This is a genomic window from Candidatus Woesearchaeota archaeon (assembly GCA_021735165.1).
GTDB lineage: Archaea > Nanobdellota > Nanobdellia > Woesearchaeales > 21-14-0-10-32-9 > JAIPET01.
Genome location: JAIPHP010000021.1, coordinates 1 through 20,489, shown reverse-complemented (window position 1 = coordinate 20,489; position 20,489 = coordinate 1). Strand labels below are relative to the sequence as shown.

General features: G+C 31.5%; 22 protein-coding genes. 7 read left to right on the top strand and 15 right to left on the bottom strand.

The window, feature by feature from the left end:
- Nucleotides 1-183 precede the first annotated feature (183 nt).
- Both K9L97_05290 and K9L97_05285 read left to right on the top strand, forming a co-directional pair.
- Nucleotides 184-1,116: an ATP-binding cassette domain-containing protein gene (locus K9L97_05290; protein MCF7872420.1), complete on the top strand. Its 933-nt coding sequence runs from the start codon at nucleotides 184-186 to the stop codon at nucleotides 1,114-1,116.
- Complete coding sequence (locus tag K9L97_05285; protein ID MCF7872419.1) at nucleotides 1,103-1,858, top strand: ABC transporter permease; 756 nt, start codon at nucleotides 1,103-1,105, stop codon at nucleotides 1,856-1,858. Before K9L97_05290 ends, K9L97_05285 begins: the two co-directional genes overlap by 14 nt.
- Nucleotides 1,859-1,861: 3 nt before the next feature.
- Here K9L97_05285 and gatE read toward each other — a convergent pair whose 3' ends face one another.
- On the bottom strand, nucleotides 1,862-3,292 hold the full coding sequence (gatE, locus tag K9L97_05280) for a Glu-tRNA(Gln) amidotransferase subunit GatE (protein ID MCF7872418.1): 1,431 nt from the start codon (nucleotides 3,290-3,292) through the stop codon (nucleotides 1,862-1,864).
- Between the two features lie 92 nt (nucleotides 3,293-3,384).
- Here gatE and K9L97_05275 point away from each other — a divergent pair, with 92 nt between their 5' ends.
- Nucleotides 3,385-4,512 carry a hypothetical protein gene (locus K9L97_05275; GenBank protein ID MCF7872417.1) on the top strand — a complete coding sequence of 376 codons (1,128 nt, stop codon included), beginning with the start codon at nucleotides 3,385-3,387 and terminating at the stop codon, nucleotides 4,510-4,512.
- On the opposite strand, the gene gatD is transcribed toward K9L97_05275, so the two are convergent.
- Nucleotides 4,496-5,788 carry a Glu-tRNA(Gln) amidotransferase subunit GatD gene (gatD, locus tag K9L97_05270; protein MCF7872416.1) on the bottom strand — a complete coding sequence of 431 codons (1,293 nt, stop codon included), beginning with the start codon at nucleotides 5,786-5,788 and terminating at the stop codon, nucleotides 4,496-4,498. The genes K9L97_05275 and gatD overlap by 17 nt on opposite strands.
- Before the next feature lie 557 nt (nucleotides 5,789-6,345).
- Here gatD and K9L97_05265 point away from each other — a divergent pair.
- Complete coding sequence (locus tag K9L97_05265) at nucleotides 6,346-7,125, top strand: hypothetical protein (GenBank protein MCF7872415.1); 780 nt, start codon at nucleotides 6,346-6,348, stop codon at nucleotides 7,123-7,125.
- 8 nt (nucleotides 7,126-7,133) lie between these two features.
- Here K9L97_05265 and K9L97_05260 read toward each other — a convergent pair whose 3' ends face one another.
- From K9L97_05260 to K9L97_05240, 5 genes are all read right to left on the bottom strand, one after another.
- Nucleotides 7,134-7,847: an NUDIX domain-containing protein gene (locus K9L97_05260; protein ID MCF7872414.1), complete on the bottom strand. Its 714-nt coding sequence runs from the start codon at nucleotides 7,845-7,847 to the stop codon at nucleotides 7,134-7,136.
- Nucleotides 7,848-7,890: 43 nt separating this feature from the next.
- A complete protein-coding gene (locus K9L97_05255) occupies nucleotides 7,891-8,235 on the bottom strand; it encodes a hypothetical protein (GenBank protein MCF7872413.1) in 345 nt (114 codons plus the stop codon).
- 80 nt (nucleotides 8,236-8,315) lie between these two features.
- Nucleotides 8,316-10,619 carry a CDC48 family AAA ATPase gene (locus K9L97_05250; protein ID MCF7872412.1) on the bottom strand — a complete coding sequence of 768 codons (2,304 nt, stop codon included), beginning with the start codon at nucleotides 10,617-10,619 and terminating at the stop codon, nucleotides 8,316-8,318.
- 131 nt (nucleotides 10,620-10,750) lie between these two features.
- Nucleotides 10,751-11,182 carry a hypothetical protein gene (locus tag K9L97_05245; GenBank protein MCF7872411.1) on the bottom strand — a complete coding sequence of 144 codons (432 nt, stop codon included), beginning with the start codon at nucleotides 11,180-11,182 and terminating at the stop codon, nucleotides 10,751-10,753.
- 54 nt (nucleotides 11,183-11,236) lie between these two features.
- Nucleotides 11,237-11,662, bottom strand: coding sequence for a Mov34/MPN/PAD-1 family protein (locus K9L97_05240; protein MCF7872410.1), 426 nt, complete (start codon nucleotides 11,660-11,662; stop codon nucleotides 11,237-11,239).
- Between the two features lie 57 nt (nucleotides 11,663-11,719).
- On the opposite strand from K9L97_05240, the gene K9L97_05235 reads away from it, so the two are divergent.
- Nucleotides 11,720-12,601: a hypothetical protein gene (locus tag K9L97_05235; protein MCF7872409.1), complete on the top strand. Its 882-nt coding sequence runs from the start codon at nucleotides 11,720-11,722 to the stop codon at nucleotides 12,599-12,601.
- 57 nt (nucleotides 12,602-12,658) lie between these two features.
- Entirely contained in the window at nucleotides 12,659-13,666 is a 1,008-nt protein-coding gene (locus K9L97_05230) for a hypothetical protein (protein MCF7872408.1), read from the top strand.
- Here the strand turns inward: K9L97_05230 and K9L97_05225 are convergent.
- Entirely contained in the window at nucleotides 13,663-14,613 is a 951-nt protein-coding gene (locus tag K9L97_05225) for a hypothetical protein (protein ID MCF7872407.1), read from the bottom strand. The genes K9L97_05230 and K9L97_05225 overlap by 4 nt on opposite strands.
- Before the next feature lie 105 nt (nucleotides 14,614-14,718).
- Here K9L97_05225 and K9L97_05220 point away from each other — a divergent pair, with 105 nt between their 5' ends.
- Nucleotides 14,719-14,955 carry a hypothetical protein gene (locus K9L97_05220; GenBank protein MCF7872406.1) on the top strand — a complete coding sequence of 79 codons (237 nt, stop codon included), beginning with the start codon at nucleotides 14,719-14,721 and terminating at the stop codon, nucleotides 14,953-14,955.
- Nucleotides 14,956-14,984: 29 nt separating this feature from the next.
- On the opposite strand, the gene K9L97_05215 is transcribed toward K9L97_05220, so the two are convergent.
- From K9L97_05215 to K9L97_05185, 7 genes are all read right to left on the bottom strand, one after another.
- A complete protein-coding gene (locus K9L97_05215) occupies nucleotides 14,985-15,494 on the bottom strand; it encodes a hypothetical protein (GenBank protein ID MCF7872405.1) in 510 nt (169 codons plus the stop codon).
- Between the two features lie 472 nt (nucleotides 15,495-15,966).
- A complete protein-coding gene (locus K9L97_05210; GenBank protein ID MCF7872404.1) occupies nucleotides 15,967-17,721 on the bottom strand; it encodes a hypothetical protein in 1,755 nt (584 codons plus the stop codon).
- A gap of 1 nt (nucleotide 17,722) precedes the next feature.
- Nucleotides 17,723-18,385 (bottom strand): hypothetical protein, encoded by a 663-nt coding sequence (locus K9L97_05205; GenBank protein ID MCF7872403.1) that lies wholly within the window; start codon nucleotides 18,383-18,385, stop codon nucleotides 17,723-17,725.
- An 8-nt stretch (nucleotides 18,386-18,393) separates the two neighbouring features.
- Nucleotides 18,394-18,975, bottom strand: a complete 582-nt coding sequence (locus K9L97_05200) for a Kae1-associated serine/threonine protein kinase (protein ID MCF7872402.1) — start codon at nucleotides 18,973-18,975, stop codon at nucleotides 18,394-18,396.
- A 58-nt stretch (nucleotides 18,976-19,033) separates the two neighbouring features.
- A complete protein-coding gene (locus K9L97_05195) occupies nucleotides 19,034-19,273 on the bottom strand; it encodes a hypothetical protein (GenBank protein MCF7872401.1) in 240 nt (79 codons plus the stop codon).
- A 137-nt stretch (nucleotides 19,274-19,410) separates the two neighbouring features.
- On the bottom strand, nucleotides 19,411-19,710 hold the full coding sequence (locus tag K9L97_05190) for a ribonuclease P (GenBank protein MCF7872400.1): 300 nt from the start codon (nucleotides 19,708-19,710) through the stop codon (nucleotides 19,411-19,413).
- A 97-nt stretch (nucleotides 19,711-19,807) separates the two neighbouring features.
- Nucleotides 19,808-20,011, bottom strand: a complete 204-nt coding sequence (locus tag K9L97_05185) for a LuxR C-terminal-related transcriptional regulator (GenBank protein ID MCF7872399.1) — start codon at nucleotides 20,009-20,011, stop codon at nucleotides 19,808-19,810.
- Nucleotides 20,012-20,489 lie beyond the last annotated feature (478 nt).

The following is a 20,489-nucleotide window of genomic DNA, read 5'->3' as shown; positions in this document are numbered from 1 at the left end:
TAAGGCCACACATGGCTCTTAGATTTAATGTTCTGGAAACACCAGAACAAGCCTTTCAACGAAAGTTGAAAGCGGAGGTTTAATAAATGATAAAACGAAAAAAGGTATCGAAGGGAAATACTTACAGGATAACACACTTTTTTTTCGATAATATTTTAAACTGTTTTGTTTTTTTTGAGTTTTATGAAAGTAGATTTTGTGATTGATGTTGTTGATTTATCTAAAAGTTATGGTTCTGTTTCTGCACTTTCCGATGTTTCTTTTGGGGTTTTTAGGGGGGATTTTTTCGGTGTTCTTGGTCCTAATGGTGCTGGTAAGACTACTTTGATCAAGATTTTGACTACTTTGGCTTTGCCTTCTTCTGGCAGTGTTAAACTTTTTGGTAAAGATGTTGTTTTTTATGATGATTTTGTTAGAAATCGAATTGGTGTTGTTTTTCAAGAGAATGTGTTTGATGAGGATCTTAGTGGTTGGGAGAATTTGTTTGTTCAAGGCAAGCTATACGGTTTATCTAATTCTTTGATTGAGTCTCGGGTTTTTAAGTTGGTTAAGGATTTTGATATTGTTAATAGATTGCATTTTCCTGTGAGGACTTATAGTGGAGGTATGCTAAGACAGTTAGAGCTTGTTAGGGGTTTGTTGTCTGATCCTGAAATTTTGTTTTTGGATGAGCCAACTACTGGGCTTGATCCTAATGCGCGTAGAATGATTTGGGATTTATTACTTGTTTTGAAAAAGAAAGGGGTTACTATTGTTATGACCACTCATTATATGGAAGAAGCCGATTTTTTGTGTGATAGGGTTGCTATTGTTGATCGTGGTGCTATTGTTGCTTTGGATTCTGTTATTGCTCTTAAGGATTCGCTTGCTAATAGAGTTTTGAAGGTTTCTCATTCGAATCCTGATCTTTTTAGTTCTTTTTTAAAAAAGAAAAAAGTTGAGTTTGATGTTGTTAAAGGTGTTTTTTTGGTTAATGTTTCAGATATTGTTTTGGTTAATGAGATTATTGGTTCTTCTGTTTTGAAGAAAGGGTTATTAGATTTTAGTTTTCATAGGCCTACTTTGGATGATGTGTTCATTCATTTTGTTGGGAGGAATTTGAATGAAAATATTTAGCGATATTTATCCTATTGTTTATAGGCGTTGGAAGAAGTTTATGAGAAATAAGTTTGAGTTGTTTTCTGAGATTACTTGGCCTTTGCTTTTATTGGTTTTATTCGGTTTTGGTATTGGAGGTATTGTTGATTCTTCTGTTTTTGAGGTTAGTTATTTTTCGTTTTTGGCTCCTGCTGTTTTGGCTTTGATGGTTTTTGGTCAGACGTTTAGTGTTGGCAGTAGTATGATTGATGATAAGAAGAATTTTATGAAATTGTATTTGGTTAGTCCTATTAGTAGATTAAGTATTTTTTTAGGTATTGTTGTTTCTGAGATGGTTGTTTCGTTGAGTATGGCTTTGTTTATGGCTTTGATTATCTTGTTTTATGTGGGTAGTTTTAGTTTTGTTAATCTTTTGTTAGTTTTGTTAGTTTTGATTTTGATTAGTATAGCGTTTTATGGTTTGGGTATTGTTCTTAGTTTTGGTTTTAGTAAGAATAGGAGTTTTCAGATTGTTTTTGGAATATTTAGTACTGTTGCTTTATTTCTTTCAGGTGCTTTTTATCCTATTTTTAATTTGCCGTTTATTTTTAGATTGATTGCGTATGTTAATCCTTTGTATTATGGTGTTGATGCTTTAAGGTTTGTTGTTATTGGTTATTCTGAATCTGGCATTTTGTTGAGTTTGTTTGTTCTTTTTTTGCAATGTGTTTTATTAACTGTTTTAGGTGTTTATTCGTTTAGTAGAAAGTTAAAAGAGTGAGTTTTATTTTAGATGTTTTGAAAGGATTTGATTTACAAGTTTTCCATCAGCTTTTCCTTTGAGTGTTGCCATTATTTTTCCCATTATTGCACCTCTTGGTGCTCCTTGGTTTTCTTTTATTATTTTTATTATGATTTTTTCTATTTCTTCTTCGCTTATTTGGTAAAATCTGTTCAGTTCTAGTTTTCCTTTTTCTGCTATCATCATTAGTATTTCAGGTATTGCTGTCGCGGTTATTTTTGCTTTGCTTATTTCTCCCAGTATTTTGTCTTTGTGTTGCTCTATATTTATTTTTTTGTTTATTTTTTTTTCTACTTCTTTTGGTTTTATTAGTATTAGGTCTATTATTGTTTTTGCGTGTAGGTTTTTTGAGATGTGTTTTTTGAATAGTTCTTCAAAGTCGTAGTTGTTTTTATTTTCGTGTTTTACGGCTATGTTTGCTAGGTCGTCGTTTAGATCGTATTGTTGTTTGTATCTTTCTGTTTTTTGTTCTATTGTTTCAACTTCTTCAAATTCAAATTTGTCAGGGGTTATTGTTGGTATGTCTGTCTCGGGGTACATCCTGTCAGCTCCCGGCATCGGTCTTAGGTATTTTGTCGAGCCGTTTGGTTCTGCTTTTCTAACTGCGCTTTCTACAGGCTTATTTTCTTTTATGAGTTTTTGTTGTCTTTCTATTTCGTTATCTATTACGATGGGTATTGATTTTATTTCCTGAAATCCTTTTATTTCTGTTCTTGCGCCTCCTTTTATTGAAACGTTTACGTCCTGTCTTATGCTTCCAATTCCTCTTTTCATTCCTTGTACTGATCTTAGTAGCATTCCTATTTTTGCTGCGCCTTCCTTGCATTCTTCTGGATTTGAGAAATCTGGTGCAGTTGCAATTTCAAGAAGGGGTATTCCGAGTCTGCTTAAGTTATAGATATCTTTTTCTTTTGTTCTTTTGACTACTTGCGCTGCTTCTTCTTCTAAGCATAGAGAATCTACTCTTATTTTTTTGTCTTTTATTTCTATGTAGCCAGCATAGCCAATAAGTGCTGTTCTTTGGAATCCTGATACATTACTCCCATCTATCACGGTTTTTCTCATGAATTGTATTTTGTCTACTAATTTCATGTTTAGAAGTTTGCACATTTGAAGCGCTACTTTTAATGCGTCTTTATTTACAGGTAAAGGTGGCGCGCTATCTGTTTCTATTTCACATAATGATTCATAATATCCTCGATACTCAAATTCTTTAGATTTTTCTAGTTCGTATGCTGCTGCTTGGTCAACGTTGCCTGATTCTCCAGCAGAAGCTCTTAGTCTGCGAGTTATTGTGAAGTCTGGTTTATCTTTTCTGATTTCTGTTGGGCAGTTGCAGAATAATTTTTTACCTTCTAGCTGTTGATGGATCTCAAGTCCTGCTTTGAATCCTAATTCTTTGTAGTTTTTCATTTTATATATAATTTATTCTCTTTGTTTTAAATATTTCCATTCACTGGACATTTAGACATCTTGCTTATATTATTTTTGTTTATACTATTTTTATGAAGTTTCCTAGATTTGTAAAAACTCCGGATTTTGCATATTTTATTGGTTTTTTTGTTGCTGATGGTTCCTTTTATGCAGATTCAAATAGTTCTCGTTTTGAGTTTGTTGATGGAACAAGTGTACAAGAGGAACTGGAGTTATCCAGGGAATTTATGTCACTAACAAAAAAATATGTTGAAGAAATTCTAGGGAAAAAATTACCAAATTTAAGAAAAAGAGGAAATAAATACGTTCTACAATTCAGAAATAAATATCTTGACGAATTATTCAAGAAAATCGGATTTTCTACAGGTAATAAGTCAAAAACATGTGATGTTCCTAGGATATTTTCAAAATCAGATTTAGAAAGATTTTTTTGGATTGGCGTTATGGACGGGGATGGAATGGTTGCAAGATCAAGTAGAAAAATAAGTTTAGAATCTGTAAGTTTTAAACTCATCTCTAGTTTTTCTGATTTTTTAAATAGAAATTCAGTAAAATATACATTTAGGATTAGAAATCATTCAAATAATAGAAAATCTTACAGGGTTGATATTCAAGAATTTATGTTTAACAAATTTCTGGATTTACTTCCCTTTAGACATCCTAGGAAAAAACTTTGGGCCAAAAAACACAAAAAAAGAGAAAACTTTTATGTATTAAGCAAATTAAAAATAAAACAGTTCTTGTTGTATGGAGATGTAATAAATTATTTTGAAATTTTTAAAGATAAGCTAATTTTTGTAGTCGATGGTAAAAATCTAACAACTCTTAAATCTAAATTTAGAAATATTGGCTTAGCAGAACTTAAACACAGATTAAACAAACCTGATGAAGAGATTCTCAAAAAACTATCCTCTCTCTATTTCAAAGCAAGTAAAGGAAGCACTATAAAAGTTAAATTGCCGTTTAACTTGAATGAAGACTTGATAGAAACATCAAAATTTATTCACATTAGAACAGGGGGAATAGCAATATCAAGAACTTTTGTGTCTATTTCTGGCAAAGATCCAAAAATAATTATAAATAAAATATCAAAATTGTTCGAAATAAATCCTCAAACTACCTGTAGGAATGAAATCATATTCAGCAGCATGGTTTTAAAGTGTTTTTTTGAGAAAATTTTAGTTAGGGAAAAGTATTAATTTCGCTTCGCTCTGATATTTCTCCTCTGAAGTTTTCGTTGTATAGTGTTTTTACGTCTTCTTTGTCGTAGTTTGAGAGGAGCCATGCTATTTTTATGAATGCTGTGTCTGTTGGTGTGTCGTGATAATTTCCTAGCATTCCCGCTTCTATTAGTTGTTTTCCTGGGCTGTATACGTTCATATCTATTCTTCCGTTTATTGTCTGTGCTGTTCCAACGACAGGAATTTTTTTGCAAAGTTCTTGTAGTGCCTCTAGGATTTTTTCGTTTTCTGTGTTTGTCTTGTCTGTCTTCATTGTTGGAAGATGTCCTATTCCGAATAATTCTATTATGAGCCCATCATAATTTTTGTAAAATAAGTATTCTTCTGCGTACATGTTTGTGTGGGGTCTTATAATTCCTATTTTTAATTTTGGATCGAATTTTTTTATCACAATTTTTTCTTTTTTGTTTTTCTTTGCATGTTCTTTGTGTTTTATTATTGCGTCTTTTTCTAAGTCAATAGTTGCTATTGGCGTTTCGTTTATCCCTTTGAATGCGTCTCTTCTGCTTGTGTGCATTTTTCTTGCTTTGATTCCTTTTATTATTGAGAATTCTGCGTCTGATTTGTTTTTATGCATGCAGATTGATACGCCGCAGTATTCTGTTTGCGTTATGAATTTTGCAGCGGCTATTAGATTGGTTGCTGCATCGCTGCTTGGCCTGTCAGAGCTTCTTTGACTTCCTACAAGTATTACTGGTATTCCTAAGTTTTCTAGTGCAAATGTTAGCGCTGCTGAGGTATGATGGAGAGTATCAGTTCCGTGTGTTATGATTATTCCGTCTGCTCCTTTTTCAGCTTCTTTTTTTATTTCTTCTGCTAATATGTTGTAATGATTAAAATTCATCATTTCGCTTTGCATGTTTCCTACAAGTTTTGATTCTATGTTCGCTATTTTTTTTAGTTCTGGAAACAGTTCAATTATTTCTTCTGGTGAAAATTGTGCTATTACTGCACCAGTTGAATAATCAACTTTAGATGCAACAGTTCCTCCTGTGTGTAGGATTGTTATATTTTGAAGTTTTGAGTTTGGTTTGTATTCTGGTTTTTTTGCATTGGTTTCTTTTTTCTTTTCAAGCATTTCTGTTTTTTGCATTCTGGATTTTTTTATTCCTATATTATATCCAGAATCAAGTTTTATGAATATGTGTTCTTTGTCTTCTGAAATATATTTTCCTGTTATTTCTTCATCTTTCAAAGAGAATTTGTATTTGTTTCCTTGTTCTAGTTTTGTCATATTGTTGAAAAGAGGGCTTTATATTTAAAGATTTTCTCTTTTATTTTGGAAGATGTTATGTTTTTACTTGTTATTTTTTTGTTTTGTTAATGCAAACGTAGAGAGTTTTGGTTTTTATTTCCAATTTTGTCTGAGTTGTAGGTAGGTATTTATTATTGCTTCTGTTTCTTCGTAATTATTTATTGTTATTTGTTTGTGTTTTGTGTTTATTGTATAATATTTTCCTTCCTTTTCTGTTTTTATGATGTTGTAATTGTTTTTTTGTTTCCAGTGATATGCTTTTTTTAGGAGTTCTTCGTGTATTTGCTTTCGTTTGTTTTCGTATTCTTCTATGTAGAATATTTTTGGTTTGTTTTTTTCTTTTAAGAATTCTAGAGTTCTATCTTCTAGTGGTTGTCCCCCAACGTTTCTGTATGCAGTATTTTCAGTCGTCTTTTAACGCCTCTAGTTGTTTTTTGGAGTTTTGTATATTTAAATTTGTCGTTTTGAGATTTTATCATTTTTTAGTGGTTGTTAAATAGAAATGTTTATATATTTTTTTGGTTCCATTTTTGTTTATGGGATCTTTTGATTTTTTTATTAAGACTTTTTTGGATAAGCGTAAGTATGAAGATTTGTCTTTAGTGTCTTTAGATTTTGCTCTTAGTTCTGAATTGAGTTTAAATGTTGATTTTGATACAGATCTTGATTATTTTAGTTCGTTTATTGATATTAATTTTAAGGATACTTCTTTTGACCGTGTTGTTTTTAATGATGTTTATTTGAACATTAGTGCGTTTCCTAATCATTTTGATATTAGGGATTTTTTTGTTTTTGTTAAGAAGAGAGATGTTTTGGATTTTAAGGATGTTAATTTTCCTAAAAAGATGCTGCCTTTATTTGCTGTTGATTTTGAGAATTATTTTTCTGATTTTAGGTTTTCTGGTTCAGATGCTTATCTGAAGGAATATGTTGAGGATATTTGGTTTTCTAATTTAGAGATTATTGCTGATTTGTATTCTTCAGGTGTTGTTTCTGTTGTTAAGAAAAAGGTGGTCTCTGAGGTTTATAATGTCTTAAAGATTTCTGATGATGTTTATTCTAAGGCGTTTTCTCGTAATTTTTTAGGTTTTGAGTCTGAGATTTTTGATGATCTTATTTATAGGGGCGCTGGTTGGAATTTTATTTCTAATTTTACCAAGGAGTTTGTTGATTCTATCTCTTTAGATATTGATTTTTTGAAATCTTCGGGGAATTTTGTTTTGGCTAGAGATTTAAATTATGTTCGTAATGATTTTGTTGAGATGTATGTTTCTGCATGCAAAGTTGATTTTTTTCTTCAGAAATATTTAACCTAATTCTTTTTTTAGTTTATGTGTATTTTTCTGTATGGTCCGTAGTTTTCTTTTTTTGTGTTGAATGGCTCGTAGTTTTCTAGGAATGTTGTGGCAAATATTAGATCTTTGTTGAATTTTTTAAGATCATTTTCTTGTAGTGTTTCTATTATTTTTTCTATTGTGTCCCATTTGTATTTTGTGTGTTCTTTTTCTGTTTGGTTTCTTTCTTTTAAGGGGTCGAATTCTTGCGGGGCATAGAAAATCATGTTTGTTATGAAACTGTTTATTTTATAATTTATATTTTCTATGTGTTTTGTTCTTATTAGTATGTCTGAGTTTAGTTCTTTTGGAGTTTTTGTATCTGCGTATGCTCCTAGTATTATTGGTGTTAGAGATGTGTTTTTATTAGTTTCTTCTGTTCTTTCTCTTAGTGATCCTTCTAATATTGTTTTGTCTTGTGTGTTTTCTATGCCTCCTTTTGGAAATTCCCAGAAGTTTCCTCGTTTGCTTTTTTTGTACATCATCAAATATTTTATTATGTTATTGTCTGTTTCTGTGCAGATTATTAGTCTTGTTCTTAGTTCTTTATCAGATATTGTTTTTTGTTTGTTTTCTTGTATTTCTTGTATTATTTCTTGATATGTCTCTGATTTTTTCCATTCTTCTCTTATGGTGTCTTTAAGTTTTTTTAAAGGTAGTTTTTGTGCTTCTCTTATTATTTCTGGGAAATTTATTTTTTCCATTTTGTTTTGGAAATTTAATTTTAGTTATATATTTTGTTAGGCTTCAGAATATTTTTTCGTCTTTTTTTATGAATTCTTGTAGTTCTTCTTCTTGTTTGAGTATTTTTTGCCATATTTTTTTGGTTTTTTGTCCGTATGTTTTGGTTTCGAAGTGTTGTATTTCTTGTTTTGCTTTATTTATTTCGTTTTGTATGGCTTGTGTTAGTTCTTGTTTGTTTGTTATTTTGTATTTTGTTGTTAGTTCTTTAAATCTTTGTTTGTATTTGTTTTCTTTAGTTAAGAAGATTGGTTTCCAGTTAGTCATTATTTTTTCTTTATAACTTAGTTTATTGGTGGTCTCTAGTTGTTGATTTGTTTCTTCGTTTATTGGATGTGTTTCAGGTTCCATTTGCGTTTATTCATAATCGCTTAGGTTGTCTTTTAGTGGTTTATTCATTGTTACCGCAAGGTTTTGTTTTATCTAAGGATTTAACCGTAATATGATGGTCTTTCTTCTTTGAATCTCTCACCGCTTGCTTGCCTGAATTTGCTATCTAGTTCTTGATATGCTTTTTCTATGTCTTTGGTTACTGATGCTCTTACTTTTTTGAGTGCTTCTTCAAAGTTTTCCATTGTTATTTCTTTTGCTTTTATGTCTTTTCTTAGTGCCAGCATTGCTGCTTCTCTAACTATTGATTCTATGTCTGCTCCTACGTATCCTTCTGTCTTGTCAACCATTTTTTTTAGTTCTACATCTTTTGCAAGAGGCATTCCTTTTGTGTGTACATTGAAAATTTGTTCTCTTGCTTTTTTGTCTGGTGCGCCTACTAGCAGTATTCTATCGAATCTTCCTGGTCTAAGTAGTGCTGTGTCTAGTATGTCTGGTCTGTTTGTTGCTGCTATTATTACTATGTCTGTCATTTCTTCCATTCCGTCTATTTCTGTTAGTAGTTGGTTGACTATTCTTTCTGTGACGTTTGAGTCAGAACTTTGACTTCCGCCTCTTCTTGGTGCTATGGAGTCTATTTCGTCAAAGAATATTATGCTCGGGGCTGCTTGTCTTGCTTTTTTAAAAACTTCTCTTACGGCTTTTTCGCTTTCACCAACCCATTTTGATAATAATTCAGGGCCTTTTACGGCTATGAAGTTTGCTTCGCTTTCTTTTGCTACGGCCTTTGCTATCATTGTTTTTCCTGTTCCTGGCGGTCCGTATAATAATACGCCTTTTGGCGGTTTGACTCCAAGTTTTTCAAATGCGTCTTTATGTTTAAGTGGCCATTCTACTGCTTCTTTAATTTCTTGTTTTATATCTTCTAAGCCGCCTACATCTTCCCATCTTACTTTTGGAGCTTCTATTAGGACTTCTCTTAGTGCGGATGGTCTTACTGATTTTAGTGCTTCTTGAAAGTCGTCCATTTTGATTTGTAGTTTTTTTAGAAATTCTTCTGTTAGTTGTTCTTCTTCTTTGTCTACATTTATGTCTGGTAATAATCTTCTTAGTACAACCATTGCTGCTTCTCTTGCTAAGCTTGCTAGGTCTGCACCTACAAATCCGTGCGTTACTTCTGATAGTTTTTTTAGGTCTACATCTTTTGATAGAGGCATGTTTCTTGTGTGGATTTTTAGTATGTTGTGTCTGCCTTTTGCTTGTGGTACGCCTATTACTAGTTCTCTGTCGAATCTTCCCGGTCTTCTTAGTGCAGGGTCAAGTGAGTTTGGTATGTTTGTTGCTGCAATTACAACTACTTTTCCTCTTGATTTTAGTCCGTCCATTAATGCAAGCATTTGTGCTACTACTCTTCGCTCGACCTCGCCTTTGCTTTCTTCTCTTTTGGTTGCTATAGAGTCTATTTCATCTATGAATATTATTGCCGGGCTGTTTTTTTCTGCTTCTTCAAAGATTTTTCTTAGGTTTGCTTCTGATTCTCCGTAGAATTTGCTCATAATTTCTGGCCCGTTTATTACGTGAAAGTTTGAGTTTGTTTCATTTGCTACTGCTTTTGCTAGTAGTGTTTTTCCTGTTCCTGGCGGTCCGTGTAATAAGACTCCTTTTGGCGGCTCTATTCCCAGTCGTTGAAAGACTTCTGGATGTTTTAATGGTAGTTCTACCATTTCTCTTATTTTTTTGAGTTCTTCGTCTAAGCCGCCAACGTCTTCATAGCTTACTTCAAAGGCAGGTGTTTCTTCTGCTTGTTCTTCGCTTATTCCTTCTGGTTTGTATTCTACGTGTGTGTTTTCAGTTATTACTACAGGAACTTTTTTTGGGTTTGTGTCTAGTACTATGAATTTTAGGTCTCCAAGTCCAAATAGCCCTCCAAGAGGCATTCCTTTTCTTATGTTTTCAAATACGTCTTCCATTTCATTCATTGGTGGAGGTCTTCTTTGGTTTCCTATTGCTACTAGGTCTCCTTTTAGTAATGGCCGGCCTTGTAGTCCTCTTTTGAATATGCTTGGATCATTCGTGTTTAATATCATTCCTTCTCTTGCTAGTGCTATTGTAACTTTTTTGGCTTCTTGTGCTTCTATTTTTTTGATTGTTACATATTCTCCTATTCCACTTCTGCTGTTTCTTCTTATCAGTCCATCCATTCTTATTATTGGCAGTCCTATATCTCCTGGGAGTGCTCTGTCTGCGATTGCAACAGTTGTTCTTTGTCCTGTTATTTCTATGAAGTGTCCTTCTCGTATGCCTATTTGTTTCATGTAGCTTGAGTCTATTCTTACTATTCCTTTGTTTACATCATCTTGTATTGCTTCTGATACTTTTAGTTGTATTCCTTTGTCTTGGGACATTTTTTTTCACCTTTGTACTTGTTTATCGTTAAAAATTTGTTGTGATTTTTTTGATCTTTTTTACAAGTTTAATAATTAAAGAAAAGTATTGGTTTTGTTTTATATATCTTTTGGAAAGAAAAATAAAAATTTTATTTTTTTGGTGTTTCTTTTGGTGTTTCTGTAGCTATTTTTGGTAGTGGTATAGGGCTGGGTAGTGATAGTTCTTTTGCCATTAGTATGCTTTGGATGGAGCATTTTGCCATTATGTTGTTTAGTAGTGTTGCAGCGTATTTTTTATCTAGTGATTTTTTCGTTTTTGTCCATGCATCTTGTATTTTTTTGGCTTCGTCTTTTGTCATTAGCGTTGTTGCTTCTCCTCCTAGTTCTATTGTTGCAAAGCTTGGTTGGTATTCTGTTTTGTAATTGAATTTGAATTTTAGTGCTGTTCTTTCTTTGTCTAAGCCCATTTTGTTTTCTTCTATGTTTTCTATGTTTACGTTGCTTGTTACGCTTACTTTGCCTTTTGGTGTCGCAGTTTTTTCTGCTTTTATTGAATTGAATGTTATGTTTAGTACGTTCATAGTATCACCTTGTTTTGTTGTTATCTCAGAATGGTTTTTTCTTTATAAAGTTTGTTACTCTTTTGTTTTAAATTGTAGTTTATTTCCATAATTGTCATATATTGCTAGGTCTTCTGGTTTGTACGGTTTTTTGATTATTCCGTGCACTATTCCTGTTTTTCCAAAGAGATGCAAGTCTGCTCTGCTTGGTTTGTTGTTGTAGCCAGGGTGGCTATGTATGGAACCCATAACGCTACTTGTCAGAGGCAGGTCTATGTATCCCCATGTGCTGTTTTCATTTGCTACGTACGGTTGGAATAAAATGTCTGTGATGGTCACCTTGTTTCCTATTATTCTTCCTTCTAAGAATGCTAGGTATTCTTTTGGATGTGTGTCTTTTGCGAGTCCGCAGATTTTTTTTATTGTTTTTTCTGTGAGTATTATTTCTTTTATTGGTTGTTTTCCTTTAAAGAATTCTTTGATTTTTTTTAGAATTTTCATTTTTTTGTCTTTTCTTTTCTTAATATTTATATATTGCGTTGGTTTATATTTGTTATTATGGTTAAAAGGAAGAAAAAGTCTTCTTCTGGGAAGAGGAAGGTTAAGGGATTTTGGTATTATTTTGTAAGAGTATTTAGAATTATTGGTGTTGGTTTGTTGTATTTTTTTAAGTTTTTTTTAATTGGTGTGAAATGGTTGATTTTGGGGTTGTTTTGGAGTGTTAAGGGTATTTTTGTGAGGCCGAATTTTTCGAGTAGTGGCAAGAAGAGGTCTTTTAGGGGTATTGTTGGACGTAAGCCTAAGGTACCTAGTAGCAATTTTAGTTTGGTTGAGACTTTTAGTGGTAAGTATGATTCTTTTTGGAGGAAGTTGAATTCTTCGGATAGTTTAATTGGTATTATTTTGGGGGCGCGTGGTAGTGGTAAGACTGCTACTGCTTTGAGTATTTTGGAGGATATTAAGAATAGTGATAGGAATTTTTATGCTATGGGGTTTCCTGGTGCTAAGTTGCCTAAGTGGATTGGTGTTGTTGATGGTATTGAGGATATTAAGAATGATTCTTATGTTGTTATTGATGAGGGTGGTATTTTGTTTGGCAGTCGTGATTCTATGAGTGATGCTAATAAGATGTTGTCTGATTTGTTGTTTATTGCTCGGCATAAGAATCTTAGTATTTTTTTTATTAGTCAGAATTCTTCTAATTTGGAGATTAATACTTTGCGTCAAGCTGATTTTTTGTTTTTGAAAAAGTCTAGTTTGTTGCAGAAGAATTTTGAGCGAAAGATTGTTTCCGATATTTATACGGGATATCAGGATGGTTTTGATAAATATAAGTCTAAGAAGGGTGTTGGTTTGATTTATAGTGATGAGTTTGTTGGTTTTGTTGAGAATCGTTTGCCTAGTTTTTGGAGTAGTGGGGTTAGTAAGAGTTTTAAGTAACTACGTTAAAAGAGTTATGATGAAAAGATTTATATTTATCAGTATGTGTCTAGTGCTATGGGTGAAGTTTTAAAGTTAATGCCATGTGGTGATTGTAGTTCTTTTGAGATAAATTCTGTTCTTTCAAAGTTGGAGGTGGTGTTGAATAATATAGTTGTAAATACGCGCGCCCTGTCTGATGCATCTCCTCATATTAAAGGCAGTTTTGAGTATTATTTAAAGTCTTCAAATGGTATTGAGGCTCCTAAATTTCTTAATTCTAGAGATGGCGCATGTTATGATTTTCATATTTTTGTTAAGTCTCCTAAGGTTCATTCTTCTGATATGGAAGATTGTTTGGATGTTTATACTGGAATTTATTCGTCTGTGTCAAATAAAAGAAAATTTGTTGATGATGAAAATTTAAATGAAAAGTTTTCTAAAGAGTATATTGGAAATTTAGATTCTATGATAAAGAGGTGTATTGTTAGTGCAGTAAATGTTGTTGCTCCTGATCTTGGCAAAAGATTTAGTTTTAAGTCTTATTCGGTAGTTCCAGGGTATTTTGACTTTTTGAAGTATTATTCACAAGAATTAGAATCTGAGGATTTAGCGGTGTTAAAAAATATTGCTAAGTCAATAGATTCTTTTACGCCTGATGGATTTCCTATAGCTATAGTTTCTGAAGATAGTGGTTATACTTCAAATTTGTTATCTGACTTTCTTGAAAATATCAGACCTGATAGAAATGTAAAGAGTTTTAAGTATTACAGTGTGGATTCTTCTGATGTGTCGACTCCTGAGTATTATGATTTACGACATTTGAAAGATCATAATGATTTGTGGAAAGTTTCTAATAAATTTAGGCATGTTGTTATTGTCACTAATGTACATAATCATGATGTTTTTAAGGTTCCAGGAGGAAAATTTGGGAAATTTCCTAATTGTTCTGGTAATTCTTTTAGTGATAACGCTGCTATGTTGTTTGATTTTAAAAACGGAAAAGTGCATGATATTTCACTTCCTGCTAAAGAAAGTTATAAAGAAGTTGTTATTAATTATGAGCAGTTAGTATTGAATCTTTAGTATGTTTTGTTTGAATTAAGATATTCAAAATAGGCAACATATTTTTCTGCTATTTCTTTGTTTTCTATGATTATGATGTTTTCGTCATTTATTGTGTTTGCTGCTTTTGTTGGGTTGTATGATCCTGTGATTGTTGTTTTGTTGTCTATGATAAATATCTTGTTGTGTTGCATTTTTGGGTTTTTGTCATAGGTTACGTTTATTCCTGATTCTTTGATCATTTGGAATGTTGATATTTTGTGATTTTGGAATTTTTCTATTATTCCTTTTACTTCTAGTCCTTCTTTGTGTTTGTCTATTAGGGTTTGCGCTATTTCTTTGTCTGTGAATGTGAATGTGAGGAAGTGTATTGTTTTGTTTGCTTTTTTTAGTTCGTTTTGTATTTTTGTTTGGCACTGGTCTTCTGGGCAGAGGTAGATTTGTATTTTTGTTCCGTTCATATTTATTTTGTTGTTTGTGGTTTTTTGTTGTTGTGTTTGTTTTTTTATTTCTTCGTGTTCTTTTTTGTATATTTTGTTTATGTATTCTGATTTTATTATTAGGATGTTGTTGTCGTTTGTGTTGTTTTGTGTTGGGTTGTATGATCCTGTTATTGTCGTTTTCTCGTCGAGCGTGCAGAATTTATTGTGCATTAGTCCTGTTTTTTTTATTTTTGTTCCGTAGTTTTCGTAGTTATCTTCATCGATTAGTATCTCTGCATTTTTTTCTTTTAGTGTCGTTATTATTTTGTTTTCTGTTAGGTCGTAGAACGCGCATTTTATTTTTTTTGCTGTTTGTATTTCTTGTATTATTTTTTGTTCGCAGTTATCTTTTGGACAAAAATATATTTCTATTGTTGCGTTTTTCTCGTCGAGAAATTTTTGATTTTGTGTATTTGTGTTTTCTGTTAGTGTTGTATGTGTTGCAAGTATGATTATTATTATGATGAGTATTTTTTTTGTGTTCATAGTTTTGTTTTTTGTTTTTTATTAATATTTGTTTCTTGTTTTTTTTCGGAAAAACAAAAAGTATTTAAATGTCAAAGGAAAAAAGTTGTATTGAGGTGTTTCATAATGCCAGCAAAAAAAGTAAAAAAACCTGTTAAGAAGAAAGCTGTTAAGAAAAAGGCAGTGAAAAAGAAAGCAGTCAAGAAGAAGGCTGTAAAAAAGAAGGCTGTTAAGAAAAAGGCAGTGAAGAAAGCTGTTAAGAAAAAGGCAGTGAAGAAGAAAGCTGTTAAGAAGAAAGCTGTTAAGAAAAAGGCAGTGAAGAAGAAAGCTGTTAAAAAGCCAGCCAGAAAAAAGAAGAAGTAAGTTTTTCTTTTTTTTTAATTTGTTTTTTTTTATTTTTTTATTTTTAAAAATTCTATTGTTTTGATTGTTGATTGTATTGTTCCTGGATATTTGTTTTCTAGTTTTTCTGTTATTGTTTGTTTTTTAGTTTGGTTTGGTTTAATTTTATGAATTTTCATGAGTTTTTGTAATTCTTTTTCTGTTATGTGTGTAAATGGATTTATTGTGTTTTTTTGTTTTTGTTTTTTGTTTTTTAGAAATTGGATTATGAATTCATTTGCGATTTCGTTGCTTGTTTTTGTTGTTATTTCGTTTTTGCTTGTTTTGTTTAGTTTCAAGTTTCCTTTGAATATGTTTTTTAGGTAGTGTTTTAGTAGTGTTTCTTTATTTTTGTTTTTTGTTTTTATGGTGTATGTTTTGTTTGTGTTTATTTTTTGTTGGGTTCTTAGTTGTTTTCGTATTCTTTTTTCCATTAGTTCTTCAAAGTGTTTGTCGCAATATTGGATTTTTGTGTTTTCTAGTGTTGTTGTTGCTTTTTTTTGGCATTTTGTGCATTTCATTGTTGTTTTTGTGGTAATCGTATTTTATTTATATGCATTCAGGTTTATATTGACTATTTTATAATGGTTACATTTTAGAAAAGTTTATATATTTAGTAGTTATTCTTAAGTGGAGACAATACGTCTCACCTCTTTTTCCTGGGAAGGTGTCGAGTTTCTTGATATCTTCCTGGGTTTTTAATCATTTGTTTTAGTGACTTTAGGCTTTGTTTTTTTTAGAATTGATGTGTTTTTTATTGATTTTGTGTTAGTTTCTTAGCAGACTCGGAGCAGCGATTTTTATTATACGGAAAAGACGAGGCAAGACTGCGTATCTTTAGTGCGTAGATACGACTCGTCGTCTTTTGGTATGCTAGAAACCGAAGGTTTTGCATACACAAAGTTTTGCTTTGTTGTATCGCAGAAATTCGCTTTTTGAAAAATGCGTCGTACTACGTGGCTTTAGCCTGTGGGTAGCATTTTTGTGAATTTCTTACGATTTTGAATGGGTTTTTCGTTTGGGTGGGTTGTTTCTTTTTTTAGGTTCAGATTTCTTTGTTTTTATTGTTATTAGGGTGGCTATTATTCCTATTATCAAGCCTATTGTGAATGTTTTTAGTTTTTCATAATCTATAGATATGTTTATTTTTTGTTTTTTTGGGAAATATATGTCTAGGTTGCTTAATTCTATAGAGTATTCTGAGAATAATAGTGCTAGTGTTTTGTCTGTTTCTTGTAGGTTTTGCGCGTAGTTGTAGTAGCTGTATCCTAGTATTGGGAAGCTTTCTCCTTGTTTATTTATTTGGGCTTGTGCTATTTTTAGTTTATCGTTTGTTAGATCGGGCATTTTTTCTATCGTTAGGGATATTGTTGATATTATTGAATTTATGTCTGCTTTGTATTTTGATGCTCTAAACAGGCAAAATGCGTAGTCTTCTTTTTGTTCTATTTTTCTTAGTTCAGGAAGTTTGTCTTCTTCATATATTCCTTGTATGAATACATTTAGGTATTCTTGTCTTTCTTGGACTTCAGCTATTTTGTCTTGGCATGCTTGTTTTAGGTGTTTTTCGTCTATTTGTATTTCTTTACCTTTGTATTCGAAAAATTTTGACCATGCTATTGCACTGTAGAATCTTTCTGTTATGTATCCTATTGAGTTTAAAGCTTCGGTTTTGTTTTCTTGTATTAGTTCTTGTGTTTCTGTTAGTCTTTCTTTTACGATTATGTATGTTTCTAGGTTTGATATTGTTTTTATTGGTATTTTTTCTAGGTTGTTAAGCATTTCTTTTGTTTTTTGTTGTATTTCTGTTAGGATTTTTTGTTTTGTTTGGTTTGTTTCATTTTGGTATTGTATTTCTCTTAATCTTGTGTTTGCTGAGAAGCAGAAGCTTGCTGCACTGTAGTGATCATCTTTTTTTGTTGCTTCTTTTGATTTATTAAGGTAGTTTATGCTTGAGTTCAGTTGTGTCTGATTTGTTTCGTTTAGGTTTTCTAGTATTTTTTGTGCTCGTTCGCATAATTGGTTTGATACTTGTTTCATTATTTCTTGGTATTGCGTAGGTATTTTTATTGGTCCTTCGTGTGTTTCGTATTGTTTTCCTGTGAATTCTTTTAGTGCTTCTTGTATTGTTGTTATGGGTATTACTTGTATGCCTTCTATTGTGTAATTTTCAGCGTATGTTATTTTTGGTGTTTCGTTTGTGTTGTTTTGTGTTTTGTTATTTTCTTCAATGTCTACTATGCTCCATTTTGGTATTAATATTTTTTTAAGTCCTTTGTCTTTTGCAGCTTCTGTTTTTTCTTTTATTCCTGCTACTGCACCTATTATTCCTCCTGAGTTTATTGTTCCTGTCATTGTTATGTCTTGGTTTATTTCTTCGCCTTCTAATAATAGTATTGTTAGTATGGTCATAGCGCCTGATGCACTTGGTCCTCCTACTATGTTGCTTTTTGCTCTTATTGTGTAGAAGAAATCTTTTGTTGTGCAGTCTTTTTCTAGGAAATCGCATGCTATTTGTTGTGCATATCTTGTACTTATTTGTGTGTCTATTTTTGTTAGGGGGTAGCTATCTATGAATACTCTTCCTGTTCCTGGTTTTATTTCCAGGTATAGGTCTGCAGTTCCTCCTAAGGTTTCATTTCCTTCTTCGTATACTGTTAGAAGTGTTGTGTGCCCTTTTTGTGCTGACACTACCGGTATAAATAACATAATTATTAGTGTTGTTAGTATTATTGTTTTGTATTTCATCTTAATAAAATTCCTTTCCTATTTTGATACTTTCAGAGCATTTTTTGCAAAAATATTCTGGATATTGTTTTTTTAGTTTTTCGTCCATTCCTGTATCATATTTTTTTTCTTTTCCAAGAAGCATGAACCCTTCTTCTTTAGGAGGTATTGTTATATCTACTATTTCATACATCACGCATTTATTGTCTGTGCAATGAGGTCCTAATTCCATTTTGTAACCGTCGTGAGTTATCCAGAACGCTTCTTTCAAATGATTTCCTGTGACTACGTCGTGTCCTATTTCGTGTATTACTATTGAATTTAATCTTTTAAGAAACTTGTTGTAGGGCACTGTTAATTTTTTGGATGGTTTGTTGTCGTATCTTTTTATTCTTGCAGTTGACACAACTGTCAAGTTATCCAATTGATATCCTAATATCCATGATTGATTGTAATCTTCTTCATCTATAAATATGTCTTTATCTGTTATTATCATCGTATTTTTTTCTTCGTCTATTATTTCTTTTAGGTTTAATGCACTATCTTGATATCCTTCAAATTTTGTTGTTTTTTGAAATATTTCATCAAGGTTTTTTTCTTCTATTTCTATGGGTATGCCAAACACTTTTTTTATTTCGTTAATTGGCCTTGCTAGTCCGTGTCTTGTGTCTTTTATTATTTTCATTGTGTTGCCTATTTTCCTTTGTTTCTTCCTCTAGTTTCTACTTTTTTGAGTCTTTGTAATATTTTTTCTTTGTTTTTTGGGTTGTATCCTTCTAAGAATTTTTTCCATATTTTTTTTTCGTTTTTGTAGTGTTTGCTTTTTATGGCTTCTTTGAATAGGTGTAGGTCTACTGCTTTGTCTTCTTCTTTTGTGCTTATTTGTGATAGTCCGTAGTCTATTATTCTTATTTTTTTATTTTTGTCAAGGATGATGTTGCTTGTTGTTAGGTCTCCGTGTATTATATTTTTGTCGTGTAATTTTGCGGTTGTTTCTCCTATGTTTTTTGATAGTTTTGTTTGTTTGTCTATTATTTCTTTTAGTAGTTTTCCTTCTATGTATTCCATTGTGATTTTGTTGTTTTCTGTTTTTATTAGTTTTGGTGCTGTTTCTGGTATTTTTTGCATTATTTTCGTTTCTGTTTTTGTTCTTGTTTTTATTAGTTCTTTGTCTAGTTCTGGATGTCTGTATTTTTTTGGAGTTCTTTCTTTTGTTATTGTGTTGTTTGTTTGTGTTATTGTTGCTTCTGCTCCTTTTGCTAGAATTTTTTGCATTTTATACTGTAGTTTAGGTTTATTTATTAGGTTTTTGTATTAAAAGGAAAATTTATGTTTAGAATTCTTCTTCGTACTCTTCTTCATCTGTGAAGAGTTCGTCTAGTTCCCATTTACTTACTTTTTTTTGGTTTAATAATGATATTTTTGGTTTTCTAGTTGTTTCTCCTCTTATTTCATCTAGCATTTGTTCGTCTTCAATGTTTGTTATGTCTAGTTCGTCCATTTTTTGTTTTACCTCCTTTGTTTTTATTTTTAGTATTTCTTTTAGTATATAAATTTTTCGAATTGTAATCACTTTCAAGTGACTACCATCTATTTACTAACCCCTTTTCTTATGTATTATATGGCATTTTTTTGCTTTATATAGTTTATTGACATTATTTCTATTTGCGGGGATTTGGCTCTTTTTTTAGAATTAAAGCTTGTTTTGACTTATTTTTTGTATATGTATCTGCTTATGTTCTTGCATTTTAAGCAAAGTATTGTTTTTTTCCCTTTGTGTGTTCTTATTCTGCAGTTATGTCCTGGTATTAGAAACGTTTGGCATTTTTTACAGTATTGTTGTTTTTGGTTTTTATTGAATGGTGTTTTGTGTTTAAGAGATATTTTTTTTGCTAATTGCACGTATCTATTTGCCAGATCTTGGTCTTTTTTGTATGTTTTGTTAGCTTCTTTGAATAATTCGTGTATTCTTTGTTCTGCAATTTGTTTGTCTTTATTTTTATTTTTCATTTTTTTTAAGTGCTGTTTGAATATAAATCTGGGGTCGGGGCTGTTGATCAGCTTGGGGGAAGAAGAATCAACAGCGCTTCGACCGCCAGGATTTCCTTTATGGAATGTAATCTTCTTCTATTTCTAAGTTCATTTTTTTGATGAGTTCTATTGTTCTTTTTGCTTCTTTTATTTTTGATAGTGCGTTTGTTTCAAATTTTGATACTGCGGCTTGTGTTATTTTTAGAGAATTTGCGACTTCTATTTGTTTAAGTCCTTTTTTTCGTAATTCCAGTACTTGTATTTCTTTTTTTGTTAACAATTTACACAACCACAACAAGTTATATTGTTTTTATAATATGTATAACTTTATTAAGTTATTTATATATTTTTTCAATTTGTATTTGGTGCTGTATTTTTTGTTGTGCCAGAAACTTTGTTTCTGTGCATTTAGGGTGGAGATACACAAAAAAATCAGTTTTGATTTCTGTGTGCAAGAAAATTTTAGTTTCTTAGCAGACTTGGAGCAGCGATTTTCAGTATTTATGGTTTTATTGTGTGTTGTATTTTGCTAAAGTGTTGTGTGCGACAAAATATTGTCTTTTAAGTCATAGTCACTTTCAAGTGGTACAAAATCGTAAAGTATTTAAAGTCTGTCGAATGATCTGTTAAAGACTATGAAGAAAAAGAGTTTCTTTAGAAAAGGCCTTGAAAAAGTAATCTTGACAGCATCAGGATTGTTGTTGTTAAACAGCATAAATACTGCTCAGACTACTAATTTAACGTTTTCAGGTGAAGTA